Below are 12,518 nucleotides of genomic sequence, written 5' to 3' on the forward strand. Positions count from 1 at the left end.
CGCGTACGCCGGTGGGCAGTTTCTCGGGGGCCTTCGCCAGCCTGTCTGCGCATGCGCTGGGCACGATCGCGCTGAAGGCCGCCATGGAGCGCGCAGGCGTCCGGCCGGAGGAGGTGGATGAGGTCATCCTGGGCCAGATCCTGACCGCCGGCGCCGGGCAGAACCCGGCCCGCCAGGCCGCCGTCGCCGCCGGCATCCCGGTGGAGCGGACCGCCTTCGGCATCAACCAGCTTTGCGGCTCCGGCCTCCGCGCCGTGGCGCTCGCGGCGCAGCAGATCGCGACGGGCGATGCCAACATCGTCGTCGCCGGCGGGCAGGAGAGCATGACCCAGGCGCCGCACGCCCAGCAGCTCCGTGCCGGGCAGAAGATGGGCGACCTGCAACTGGTCGACACCATGATCAAGGACGGGCTGTGGGATGCCTTCCACGGCTACCACATGGGCACGACCGCCGAGAACGTCGCGACCAAGTACCAGATCAGCCGCGAGGAGCAGGACCGCTTCGCCGTCGCCTCCCAGAACAAGGCCGAGGCCGCGCAGAAGGCCGGCCGGTTCAAGGACGAGATCGCCCCGGTGACCATCTCGACCCGCAAGGGCGACATCGTCGTCGATCAGGACGAGTATCCGCGCCATGGCTCGACCGTGGAGGCGATGGCCAAGCTCAAGCCCGCCTTCTCCAAGGACGGCACGGTGACCGCCGGCAACGCCTCCGGCATCAATGACGGCGCCGCCGCGCTGGTGATCATGAGCGCCAAGGAGGCCGCAAAGCGCGGCCTGACCCCGCTCGCGACCATCAAGTCCTGGGCCACCGCCGGCGTCGATCCGGCGATCATGGGCTCGGGCCCGATCCCGGCCTCGCGCAAGGCGCTGGAGAAGGCCGGCTGGTCGGTCTCCGATCTCGACCTCGTCGAGGCCAACGAGGCCTTCGCGGCGCAGGCCATCGCGGTCAACAAGGATCTCGGCTGGAACACCGACATCGTCAACGTCAATGGCGGCGCCATCGCCATCGGCCACCCGATCGGCGCCTCCGGCGCCCGCGTGCTGGTGACGCTGCTGCACGAAATGCAGAAGCGTGACGCCAAGAAGGGCCTCGCCACGCTCTGCATCGGCGGCGGCATGGGCGTCGCCATGACGCTCGAGCGCTGAGCCCGGGCACCCGACGACGAGGGCGCCCCGGCCCGACCCGGGGCGTCGAGACCGAGAAGACTAACGAGGAAGGGGAAACGAGATGACGAAGGTTGCACTGGTCACGGGCGGCACGCGCGGCATCGGCGCGGCGATCAGCAAGGCGCTGCTGGAGGCCGGCCACAAGGTCGCCGCCAGCTATGCCGGCAATGACGAGGCCGCCGCGAAGTTCAAGGCCGAGACGGGCATCCCGGTGTTCAAATGGGATGTCGGCGATTACGACGCCTGCGCCGCCGGCATCGCCAAGGTCGAGGCCGAGCTCGGCCCCGTCGACATCCTCGTCAACAACGCCGGCATCACCCGCGACGGCTTCTTCCACAAGATGACGAAGGAGCAGTGGTCGGACGTGATCCGCACCAATCTCGACTCGCTCTTCAACATGACCCGCCCCGTGATCGAGGGCATGCGCGCCCGCAATTTCGGCCGCATCGTCGTCATCTCCTCGATCAACGGCTCGAAGGGCCAGATGGGCCAGGTGAACTACTCCGCCGCCAAGGCGGGCGATATCGGCTTCGTCAAGGCCCTCGCCCAGGAGAACGCCAACAAGGGCATCACCGTCAACGCGATCACGCCAGGCTATATCGGCACCGACATGGTCGCCGCGATGCCGGAAGCGGCACTCCAGCGCGTCGTCGCCGGCATCCCGGCCGGACGCCTCGGCAAGCCGGAAGAAATCGCCCAGATGGTCGTCTGGCTCGCCTCCGAGCACGGCGCCTTCGCCACCGGCGCGACCTTCGCCATCAATGGCGGCCAGTATATGGGGTGAAGGCAAAAATTTAGATTAGAAGCTGCGCCCATTCTAAATGGGCTCAGCTTCTGTCACCGCTTTTTGTTCGATTGAGCCAAGACCGAACCAGCAAGGGCTTTAGTCTCTTCACTGTACTTGGAACTCGTAAGAACCCGCGAAGCTTTGTCTTCCATCTCAGATCCGGTCTGGCGGCCGGTCCCCGATTGAGAAAGTGCAGAGCCAGCCAAGCTTCGAGCGATTGCCGATGCATTCGGATCGCTTAGCGTAGCCGCAGCCCGAGCTGCAAGACCGGATGAAGTCTGCTTCTTGTTCTCTGCCATGATCGCTATCCCCGACAACGTAAGCACACTATAACGAATGTTCTCTTTATGTTCAATATCCAGCTCACCAAGCCTTGGCGAAGGTGACCGACAGGCGGTGATTGCCTTGCCCCTCGGCAGCGCCAACGTCCACAAGCAGGTGCAGAGCTTGAACAGCGCGATAATGCCGCGCTCATCGCCGAGAAACGTCACGTCCGGGCGCTGCGAGACAGCGACGCGGAACGCTCGCCCCGGCGGGGGGGGGGGGGGCCGTTCGATGCGAACGGGACGCTCAGAACCGGCCCGGATATCGCGACCGATCGACGGACGTGACATCGCTTGACTATTTCCATATTTCATCAATATTCGAAATATGGAAATGTCAGAGTCAGTCAAGCGCCTCTCCGCGCTCGCCCATGAGGCCCGCCTCGCCGTCTTCCGCATGCTCGTTCAGGAGGGGCCGGACGGCCTCGCCGCCGGCGAGATCGCGCGCAGGCTCGGCGTCGCGCCCAGCAGCCTGTCGGCCAATCTGACGGTTCTCAGCCATGCCGGCCTGATCGCGGCCCGCCGCGAGGGGCGCTCGATCCTCTACAGCGCCTGTTATGACGAGATGGCGCGGCTGATCGGCTATCTGCTCGATGATTGCTGCGGTGGGTCGCCGCAAATCTGCCAGCCGGTCGCCCGCCAGCTCGCGGATGCGGCCTGCTGCTCAGGCAAACCCGCCACGGTGTGACATCGGCATGCAAGCGGCGATCTCCATCCCGGCCAACGCGATCACGCTGCGCCGCCTCGCGGCGGAGGGGCTCGGCACGATGGCCTTGCTCGCCATCGTCGTCGGCTCCGGCATCATGGCCGACAGGCTGGCCGGCGGAAACGTCGCAGTCGCGCTGTTGGCCAATGCGATCGCCACGGGGGCCGGGCTCGTCGTGCTGATCACGGTCTTCGGCCCCGTCTCGGGTGCGCATTTCAACCCGGCCGTCACCCTGGTCGCCATGCTCCGGCGCGACGTCTCAAGAGGCATGGCCGGCGCATACGCAGTCGCCCAGTTCCTCGGCGCCGTTCTGGGCGTCTGGCTCGCCCATGCGATGTTCGCCGCGCCGCTCTTGCAGGTTTCGGCGAAATTGCGCGACGGGTCCGGCCAGGCACTCTCTGAATTCGTCGCCAGCTTCGGCCTCATCCTCGCCATTTCCGGAACCGCGCGGTCCAGACCCGCAGCCGTACCGGCGATCGTCGGGCTCTACATCGTCTCGGCCTACTGGTTCACGGCCTCGACCTCCTTCGCCAATCCCGCCGTCACGCTCGCCCGCAGCCTGACGGACAGCTTCGCCGGAATTGCACCCGACTCGGCCCCGGCCTTCATCGCCGCACAGCTGGCCGGAGCCGTGGCCGGGGCGGCGGTCTCCCATTGGCTCCTTCAGGACAAGGCTGTGTCATGACCGACGGATTCCCGATCACGATCTTCCACAACCCTGCCTGCGGGACCTCACGCAACGCGCTCGCGATGATCCGGGCCGCCGGCTATGAGCCGACCATCGTCCCCTATCTCGAAACGGGTTGGCGCCGCGAGCAGCTTCAGGAGCTGCTGAAGGCCATGGGCGCCCGCCCGCGCGACATCCTGAGGGAGAAGGGCACGCCGGCTGTCGAGCGAGGTCTGCTCGAGCCGGACACCACCGATGACCGCATTCTCGACGCCATGGTCGCCGAGCCTGTTCTGGTGAACCGGCCCATCGTCGTCACGCCCAAGGGCGTCCGGCTGGCGCGCCCCTCGGAGGTGGTTTTGGAGATCCTCGACCGCGCGCCGGAGACCTTCACGAAGGAGGATGGCGAGACCGTGCGCCCGGCGGCGAGCGAGAGTGCCGCTTCCACCAAGGCGTGATCAGGCGAAGGGCCCGGCCCGACGGCCCCCCTCGATCAAACCCTCTTGCCACTCCTCGGCAGCAAAAACGTCAGCAGCCCCAATGCCGGCAGCCAGGCGCAGAGCTTGAACACGGCGATGATTCCGATCTCGTCGGCGATCGCACCCAGCGCAGCGGCCGCCACGCCGCCGAGCCCGAAGGACAGGCCGTAGAACAAGCCTCCGACGAGCCCGATGCGATGCGGCACGAGGTCGATGGCGTAGATCAGGATCGCCGAAAAGGCGCTCGCCATGATGAAGCTGACGATGATGCTGAGCACACCGGTCCAGAACAGGTCGGCGTAAGGCAGCATCAGCGCGAAGGGCAGCGAGCCCAGGATCGACAGCCAGATCACCCGGTCGCGGCCGATCCGGTCGCCGATCATGCCGCCGAGGATCACGCCGACGGCGCCCACCACGAGATAGAGGAACAGCATGATCTGCGAGAGCTGCACCTCGATGCCGAAGCGCTGGATCAGGTAGAAGGTGTAGTAGGAGGTAAAGGCGGCCGAGTAGCCGTTCTTCGAGATCAGCAGCACGATCAGCACCGCCATGGCGAGCATGACGCGCGCCTTGGGCAGGCCATGGCTGGCGACGTCCTCGGCATGGCTCTTGGACGAGGCCTGCTCGCGCCGCATCGCGGCATAGCGCGCGCCGATCCAGCCCATCAGCGCCATCGCGATCAGCACCACGCCCGAGAACCAGGACAGGCTCTCCTGCCCGCGCGGCACCACGACCGCCGCCGCCAGCAGCGGGCCGATCGCATAGCCGACATGGCCGCCGACCTGGAACACGCCCTGCGCCAGGCCCTGCCGGCCGGCGGCGGCATGGCGCGCCATGCGCGTTGCCTCCGGGTGGAACACGGCCGAGCCCAGCCCGATCAGCCCCGCGGCCAGCAGCACCACCGCATAGCTGTGCGCGAAGGAGAGGAGCAGCAGCCCGGCCAGCGTCGAGCACATGCCGGCCACCATCGCATAGGGCCAGGGTCGCCGGTCGGTGACATAGCCCAGCAGGGGTTGCAGCAGCGACGACGTCACCTGGAAAGCCAGGGTGATGAAGCCGATCTGCATGAAGTCCAGCCGGTAGGTATCCTTGATCAGCGGGTAGAGCGCTGGGATCATCGACTGCACGAGGTCGTTCAGCAGATGCGCGAGGCTGAGCGCGGCAAGGACCGGCATCAGCGGGCGGCGGGCGATCGTCTGCAGCGGGATCGTGGTCATGCCGAGGAGATGCCGGGATGTCGGAACGCGGTCAATGCCGCCCCCGGCATGGCCGCCATCGCCCCAAAGCCGTGCTGCAATGCGGCAGGCGGCGGTCGGCAACCAGCGAAAAACCTGCTAACGCCGCGGGAGTTCTTCCAGCCGAGCCGCCATGACCAGCCGCACCGCCACCTTCATCGGCTTCACCGCCATCCTGCTCTGGTCGACGCTCGCGCTGTTCACCGCCATGTCCGGCCGGGTGCCGCCCTTCCAGCTGGTGGGGCTCACTTTCCTGATCGGTGGACTGCTGATCCTCGCCGTCGCGGCGGCGCGCGGCCAGCTGTCCCGCATCCGCCCGACGCCGGCCTCTCTGGCGCTCGGCGTCTACGGGCTCTTCGGCGACACGGCGCTGTATTACGCGGCGGTGAAGACGGCGCCGCCGGCGGAAGCCAATCTGATCCATTATCTCTGGCCGCTGCTGATCGTGCTGTTCGCGGCGCTGCTGCCGGGCGCGGGGCTGAAGCCGCGCCATCTCCTCGGCGCCGTGATTGGCCTCGTCGCCACCGCGCTGCTGATCTCCGGCGGCATGAGCGGCGGGCTCAGCCTGGCGCCCGGCCATGTCTTCGCCGCGCTCGGCGCCTTCGTCTGGGCGAGCTACTCTGTGGCCTCACGCCGCTTCGCCGCCGTGCCGTCCGAGAGCCTCTGCGTGACGATGCTCGCCTGCGCGGCTCTCGCCTTCGCCTGCCATGCCGCTTTCGAGACCACGCTCTGGGCGCCGAGCCTCGTCGAATGGATCGGCGTCTTCGGGCTCGGGCTGGGCTCGATCGGGCTCGCCTTCGTGGTCTGGGACATCGGCATGAAGCAGGGCGACGTCGCGCTGCTCGGCGTCGCCTCCTATGCAGCCCCGGTACTCTCGACGCTGATCCTCGTGCTCTTCGGCTATGCGCAGCCCAGCCTGATGCTCGGCGGTGCCTGCGCGCTCATCGTCGTGGGAGCGCTGGTGGCGAGCGGCGGCGGGCGGAAGGGCTGAGCGCGCCTCAGTTGCGCCGGAGCAGCCGCTCCAGATAGTCCAGCTCCTCCTGCGGCCGCAGCGGATCGCCGAGGCGCTTGCGCAGCTCCTCGAGGATGCGCCGCGCGCGCTGCGTCGCGCCCTCGTCGGCGCCGGGCACCTTCACGCGCCCATCCGACCAGTCGCGCTGGCGCTGCGGCCGGCCGAGCGGGTCCTCGCTGCCGCGCTGCTGGGCGGAGGGGCGACCCGCGGGGCGACCATCGGGCTCGCCCATGGCCTGGCCCTGCCCCTCGCCCTCGCCGGGCTGACCTTCCTGCATCTGCTGGGCGAGCTTCTGGCCGCCGCGGCGCAGCGCATCGAGCGCCTTGCCCTGCGCGTCCAGCGCGCCTTCGCCCTGGCCCTGGCCGAGCTGGCGCTCGGCCTCGCGCATGGCCTCCTCGGCCTCGCCGAGCTCGCCGCCCTGCGGCGCGCCCATGCCGCGCATCCTGCGCTGGAGATCCTGCAGGCGCTCGCGCAGGGCCTGCTGGCGCTGGGACAGGCCTTGCCCCTGCCCGCCCTGGCCGTTCTGGCCCTGCATGCCCTCGCCGTCTTCGCCGTCCTGACCCTCCTGGCCCTGATCGCCGGGCTGCTGCCCGCGCTGCCCCTGCTGGCCGCGTTGCCCTTGCTGGCCCTGCTGGCGCTGGCCCGGCCGTGCCTGCTGCTGACCCGGGCGCTGACCGCGCTGGGTCTGCCCCTGGCGCTGCTGCTGATCGCGATAGGTTTCGTCGCGCAGATTCTGCTGGTCGCGGGTCATCCGGTCGAGATCGCCCAGAGCCTGCCCCATCTCGTTCTGGCGCTGCTGGCCCGGCCGCGCCATCTGGAGATTGTTGAGCATCTGGTTGAGCTGCTCCATCAGCCGCTGCGCCTCGGCCATGTCGCCGCGCTTCGAAAGCTCTTCGATACGGTCGAGCATGTTCTGGAGGTCGCGCGGCGTCACGGTGCGGAAATTCTCCGGCAGCTGCGCCTGGTCGCGCTCGCCATTCTGCTGCTGGCGCATCATCTGCTCGGCGAGCTGGCGCATGTAATTGTCCATCGCCTTGCGCATCTCGTCGGTGAGCTTCTTGATGTCCTCCTCGGAGGCACCGCGCTCGAGCGCCTGCTGGAGGTTCTCCTGCGCCTGCCGGAGCGCCTTCTCGGCATCGGTGAGGCCGCCATCCTCCAGCTGGAGCGCGAAGGCCCACATCAGCTCGGAGACCTCGACCAGCTCGGCGTCGCCCCCGGCGCGCCGCAGCCGCTCGGTCAGGGTCCGCATGCCCAGATAGGTGCCCTTCTCCTTCATGAAGAGGTCGGGTTCGAGCATCAGCGAATCCATCGCCAGCTGCACCAGCCGCCGATCCTCGACATTCATGACCAGCTTGCGCCGCTGCTCGACCAGCGCCTTGGCGAGCGGATTGGTGAAGGTGCGCTGCGGCAGCACCACCTCGACCGGCGCGCTGCGGCCTTCCTGCCCGGCCTCGTCCTTGGCGATCAGCGCCATCCGCACCCTGGCGCCGGCCCAGGGATGGGCCGAGAAATCGACCGTGCCCTTCAGCTCCTCCTCCACCCCCGCGGAAGAGGGCACGGGCAGGTTCTGCCGGGGCGGATCGACCAGCGAGCGGCCGCCCTTGGCGGCGTCGGGCCGCGCGACATCGACCTCGATCGAGGCGATGCCGTAATCGTCCTTCGCGGCATAGGTGAGACCCAGCCCCCCCGATTGCGCGCCGACGACCGCCTTGGGCGGCTCCAGCCAGCGCACCGTCGGGGGCTGGTCCGCCACGGCGGTGAGGGTCAGCGTGGTGCCGGGCGCGCCGCTGCCGGTGAGCTTCAGCGTGCCGTTGCCGGCGAGGGTGAAACGCTTCTCCAGCACCGCCGGCGCCGGGGCGGCCTCGGGCTTGGCGGCCGCGCGCTCCGCTGCGGCCTTCACGGAGTTCTTGTCCTCCGGCTTGATCGGCGTCAGCCGGCCGGTGGTCGCGACATCTATGCCGGAGCGGCCCGCGACACGCACGACGATCACCGATTTTTCCGGCGCGCTGATGGTGGAACTCGCCAGCTTGGCGAAATCTATCAGGATCGGCGGCAGGCGCGTATAGGCGGGTGGGTCGATCCAGGCGTCGATGCGGGTCGCCGGTGCCACAGGCGGCGGCCCCTGCCAGTCGAAGGCAGCCGACAGGCGCTGGCGCGCCTCGGGCCCGGCGACGAACAGGGCGGCGATCGCGGCCAGAAGCGGCACGGCGCGCAGGGCACGCCGGTCGCGATTGGCCATCAATGGCGCGGGCGCTGCGACCTTGAGCCCCGCGACCTGCCGGCTCTGCCGGGCGACATGCATCGACCAGAGCGCCCGCGACACCGGATCGGCGGAGCCGACCGCAAGACTGTCCTCCAGTGCCGAGGCGGGCCGGTGGCCGCCCGCGACCGATCGGTCGAGCCGTGTCAGCCCCTCACGATGCGTCGGCCAGACGGTGCGCGCGACCTGCCAGAGCGAAGCGGCAAAGGCGATCGCGAACAGCGCCACGCCGCCGAGGCGCCCATACCAGGGCAGGTGTGTCCAGAGCCCGAACCAGGAGACGGCGAGGAACGCCAGCACCACGCCCAGCGGCCAGGACAGGCGAGGCCACAGCCTTTCCCAGCCGAGCGAGACCCGCGAAGCCATGGCGAGACGGGCCAGACGCTGCCGGACGCCGTCGATCGTGTCGGGCGCCTTGCGGCGCTCTGCCTCGCTCATGCCATCGCTCCGGGCCGCCCCCAATCCGTGCTTCGTCTCACCGAAGTTTGCAGGCTAGCATGGGAATGTGGCGTGACCAGCCCCCGGGGCCGGCTTTCAACGACGCTCGACGTTTCGTGAACGGGTCAGGAGCGAAGCTCGGCTAGCGCAGGAAACCTTCTCCCGGAGGGAGAAGGTTTCCCCGCAGGCTGACCGATAGGAGACCCTGCGCCTTACGCCAGCCACCCCGGCAACCGGTCCATGCCGATCAGCTCTTCATAGCTCTGGCGCGGGCGGGTGACGGCGTATTGATCGCCCTTCACCAGCACCTCCGGCACGAGCAGGCGCTGGTTGTAGGTCGAGGACATCGAAGCGCCATAGGCGCCGGCCGTCATGAAGGCGATGAGATCGTCCGGCGCCAGCGCCGGCAGCTCACGGCCGGTGGTGAAGGTGTCGCCGGATTCGCAGATCGGCCCGACCACATCATAGGCGACGGCTCGCGCATCGGCGCCCGGCTCGGTCACCGGCCAGATCTCGTGATAGGCCTCGTACATGGCGGGCCGCACGAGGTCGTTCATCGCTGCATCAACGACCAGAAACTGCTTGGTCGGGCGCGGATTGAGATGCAGCACCCTGGTCAGCAGGATGCCGGCATTGCCGACGATCAGCCGCCCCGGCTCGAAGCCGAGTTCGACATCGAGCCCCTTCGTCACCCGGCCGACCATCGCCGCATAAGCCTCGATCAGCTCCGGCCCATGGTCGAAATGCTGCGGAACGTCATAGGGAATGCCGAGCCCGCCGCCGAGATCGAGCCGGTCGACCCGGTGCCCCTCCCCGCGCAGGTCGCCCACCAGCGCCGCCATCTTGGCATAGGCCGCCTCGAAGGAGGCCGTCTCGCGGATCTGGCTGCCGATATGCACGGCGAGCCCCATGATTCGCACGCCCGGCAGATTGGCCGCACGGGCATAGAGCCGGCCCACCTCCTCGAAGGAGACGCCGAACTTGTTCTCGGACGAGCCCGTGGTGATCTTGGCATGGCCGCCGGCACCGATATCCGGATTGACGCGGAACACCGCCTCCTGCCGCTTGCCGAGCGAGGCCGCGACCTTGGAGAGCAGATCGAGCTCGCCCTCGGTCTCGATATTGACCTGGTAGATCCCGGCCTCGACCGCGAAGCGCAGCTCCTGCTCGCTCTTGCCGACGCCTGAGAACACGATCTTCTCAGGCGGGATGCCGGCGGCCAGCGCCTTGCGCACCTCGCCTTCGGAGACGGTGTCCACGCCGGCGCCCAGCGCACCCAAAGTCTTCAGCACGCCGAGATTGCCGTTCGCCTTCATCGCGTAGAACACATGCGCCTTGCCCTCCGGCGCGATGGCCTTCACCGCTTGCGCGAAGAGCGTGTAGTGCCGTTCGATCGTCGCACTGGAATAGACATAGACCGGCGTGCCGACCTCCGCCGCGATGCGGGAAAGATCGACGCTCTCGGCATGGAGCGAACCGTCGCGATAGGCGAAATGGTGCATGGTGGTTTGCTCTGGTCAGAAGCGAGGGCTGGCGCCGTCATTCTCGGGCGAGGCGAAGCGCAGACCCGAAACTCTCTTGCAGGAGATGCTCGGACCGAGCCCGAGCATGACGCCCGGTGTCAGCCGAGCGGATCGCTCACATCAGCGGATCGAGGATGAACGGCTTGTTCGGCACGGTGATGGCCCGGTTGGCCTTGGCCGGTTTGGCCAGCACGGAGGCCGAGCCGATATCGGGCGTCTCGGTCGCCTGCGCGCCGACCTGATTATCGGGCAGATCGAGCGCGCCGGTCGCGTTCGGCGGCGGCTCCAGCGGGCCCTTGCGCCCACAGGCGCCGAGCGCCACGCCAAGAAGAGCGACGACCAGCAGCGTGCGGCCGAATTTCAAGCGGTGGTGAAGCACGAAGACGAACCCTTCGAGGAAGCGTGGCGGGACTGTAGCGGAGGATGCGGGGAAGCGCGAGCGGATGACGCGCTTTGTCCGGAAACCTCAAGCCTTCCCCAGTTGCTTCAGCCAGCGGCGCGCCTGCTTGCGCACATTGGCCGGCGCGGTGCCGCCATAGCTGACGCGGCTCTTCACCGACTGGTCGACGCCGAGCACGGCGAAGACGGCCTCGGTGATCTGCGGCTCCACAGCCTGCATCTCGGCCAGCGTGAGCTTCTCCAGCCCGATCTTGCGCTCCGAGGCGATGCCGACGAGGCGACCCGTGACGTGATGGGCGTCGCGGAACGGCATCTTCAGCACCCGCACCAGCCAGTCGGCGAGATCGGTCGCGGTGGCGTAGCCGGCCCCGGCCGCCTTCTTCATCGCCTTGAGATCGGGCTGCATGTCGCGGACCATGCCCGTCATGGCTGCCAGGCACAGCGAGAGGGTCTGGAGGGCGTCGAAAGTGCCCTCCTTATCCTCCTGCATGTCCTTGGAATAGCTCAGCGGCAGGCCCTTCATCATCGTCAGCAGCGCCTGCAGCGCCCCGAAGACGCGCCCCGCCTTGCCCCGCACCAGCTCGGCGGCATCGGGGTTGCGCTTCTGCGGCATGATCGAGGAGCCGGTCGAGAACGCATCGGAAAGGCGCACGAAGCCGAATTGCGGCGTCGCCCACAGCACGATCTCTTCGGCGAGGCGAGACAGGTGCATCGCGCAGATCGAGGCCGCGGCCAGGGTCTCCAGCGCGAAATCGCGATCCGAGACCGAATCCAGCGAATTCGCCGTCGGCCGGTCGAAGCCCAGCGCCTTGGCCGTCATGTGCCGGTCGATCGGGAAGGAGGTGCCGGCGAGCGCGGCGGCGCCCAGCGGGCACTCGTTGAGACGGGCGCGGGCGTCGCGCACGCGGCCGCGATCGCGCCCCAGCATCTCGACATAGGCCAGCAGATGATGGCCGAAGGTGACCGGCTGCGCCGATTGCAGATGGGTGAAGCCCGGCATCACCGCGCCGGCATAGGTGTCGGCCTTCTCGGCCAGCGCCTGCTGGAGATCGCGCATCTGCCCGTCGATCTCGTCGAGCGTGTCGCGCACCCACAGCCGCATATCGGTCGCCACCTGGTCGTTGCGCGAGCGGGCGGTGTGGAGCCGGCCGGCGGCGAGCCCGATCCTGTCCTTGAGGTTCGACTCGACGTTCATATGGACGTCTTCGAGCGCCCGCGAGAAGGTGAAGCTGCCGGCCTCGATCTCGCCTTCGACCTGCTTCAGCCCTGCGGTAATGGTGGCGACGTCGTCCTTCGTCAGGATGCCGGTCTCGGCCAGCATCGCCGCATGGGCCAGCGAGCCGCGAATGTCCTGCCGCCAGAGCTTCTTGTCGAAGTCGATCGAGGCGTTGATCTCCTCCATGATGGCGTCGGGACCTGTGGCGAAACGCCCACCCCACATGCGGTTGCTCACGGCGGTCTTTCCTGCTTTTGAGGACGCGCGATGACGTCAGGAACGAAGATCGGTCTGGCCCTCGGGGTCG

The 12,518-nt window shown here is 68.3% G+C and carries 12 protein-coding genes; 6 read left to right on the forward strand and 6 right to left on the reverse strand.

The window, feature by feature from the left end; all coding sequences use genetic code 11:
• On the forward strand, positions 1-1,145 hold a 1,145-nt coding region (locus ACOJTB_RS16990; RefSeq protein ID WP_420103709.1), incomplete at its 5' end, for an acetyl-CoA C-acetyltransferase.
• An 82-nt stretch (positions 1,146-1,227) separates the two neighbouring features.
• Entirely contained in the window at positions 1,228-1,950 is a 723-nt protein-coding gene (gene phbB, locus ACOJTB_RS16995; RefSeq protein ID WP_420103710.1) for an acetoacetyl-CoA reductase, read from the forward strand.
• A 53-nt stretch (positions 1,951-2,003) separates the two neighbouring features.
• Here phbB and ACOJTB_RS17000 read toward each other — a convergent pair whose 3' ends face one another.
• Positions 2,004-2,627 (reverse strand): hypothetical protein, encoded by a 624-nt coding sequence (locus ACOJTB_RS17000; RefSeq protein WP_420103711.1) that lies wholly within the window; start codon positions 2,625-2,627, stop codon positions 2,004-2,006.
• Here ACOJTB_RS17000 and ACOJTB_RS17005 point away from each other — a divergent pair.
• Genes ACOJTB_RS17005 through arsC form a run of 3 tightly spaced genes read left to right on the forward strand, consistent with a single transcriptional unit; the run spans position 2,611 to position 4,107 of the window.
• Positions 2,611-2,964: an ArsR/SmtB family transcription factor gene (locus ACOJTB_RS17005; protein WP_420103712.1), complete on the forward strand. Its 354-nt coding sequence runs from the start codon at positions 2,611-2,613 to the stop codon at positions 2,962-2,964. The genes ACOJTB_RS17000 and ACOJTB_RS17005 overlap by 17 nt on opposite strands.
• A 7-nt stretch (positions 2,965-2,971) precedes the next feature.
• Entirely contained in the window at positions 2,972-3,667 is a 696-nt protein-coding gene (locus ACOJTB_RS17010) for an aquaporin (RefSeq protein ID WP_420103713.1), read from the forward strand.
• The gene (arsC, locus tag ACOJTB_RS17015) at positions 3,664-4,107 is read left to right on the forward strand and encodes an arsenate reductase (glutaredoxin) (protein WP_420103714.1); all 444 of its coding nucleotides are present in this window, start codon (positions 3,664-3,666) and stop codon (positions 4,105-4,107) included. Before ACOJTB_RS17010 ends, arsC begins: the two co-directional genes overlap by 4 nt.
• Before the next feature lie 35 nt (positions 4,108-4,142).
• Here the strand turns inward: arsC and ACOJTB_RS17020 are convergent, their stop codons facing one another.
• On the reverse strand, positions 4,143-5,345 hold the full coding sequence (locus tag ACOJTB_RS17020; RefSeq protein WP_420103715.1) for an MFS transporter: 1,203 nt from the start codon (positions 5,343-5,345) through the stop codon (positions 4,143-4,145).
• A 151-nt stretch (positions 5,346-5,496) separates the two neighbouring features.
• Between ACOJTB_RS17020 and yddG the strand changes: the two genes are divergently transcribed.
• The gene (gene yddG, locus ACOJTB_RS17025; RefSeq protein ID WP_420103716.1) at positions 5,497-6,354 is read left to right on the forward strand and encodes an aromatic amino acid exporter YddG; all 858 of its coding nucleotides are present in this window, start codon (positions 5,497-5,499) and stop codon (positions 6,352-6,354) included.
• Positions 6,355-6,361: 7 nt separating this feature from the next.
• Here yddG and ACOJTB_RS17030 read toward each other — a convergent pair whose 3' ends face one another.
• The 4 genes from ACOJTB_RS17030 to argH form a co-directional block, all read right to left on the reverse strand.
• Positions 6,362-9,073, reverse strand: a complete 2,712-nt coding sequence (locus tag ACOJTB_RS17030) for a TIGR02302 family protein (protein WP_420103717.1) — start codon at positions 9,071-9,073, stop codon at positions 6,362-6,364.
• 212 nt (positions 9,074-9,285) lie between these two features.
• Complete coding sequence (gene lysA / locus ACOJTB_RS17035) at positions 9,286-10,575, reverse strand: diaminopimelate decarboxylase (protein WP_420103718.1); 1,290 nt, start codon at positions 10,573-10,575, stop codon at positions 9,286-9,288.
• Positions 10,576-10,711: 136 nt separating this feature from the next.
• Complete coding sequence (gene lptM / locus ACOJTB_RS17040) at positions 10,712-10,975, reverse strand: LPS translocon maturation chaperone LptM (protein ID WP_420103719.1); 264 nt, start codon at positions 10,973-10,975, stop codon at positions 10,712-10,714.
• Between the two features lie 87 nt (positions 10,976-11,062).
• Positions 11,063-12,448, reverse strand: a complete 1,386-nt coding sequence (gene argH, locus ACOJTB_RS17045; protein ID WP_420103720.1) for an argininosuccinate lyase — start codon at positions 12,446-12,448, stop codon at positions 11,063-11,065.
• Positions 12,449-12,518 lie beyond the last annotated feature (70 nt).

This window comes from Allobosea sp. (assembly GCF_048595345.1).
In the GTDB taxonomy this organism is placed as follows: Bacteria; Pseudomonadota; Alphaproteobacteria; order Rhizobiales; family Beijerinckiaceae; genus Allobosea.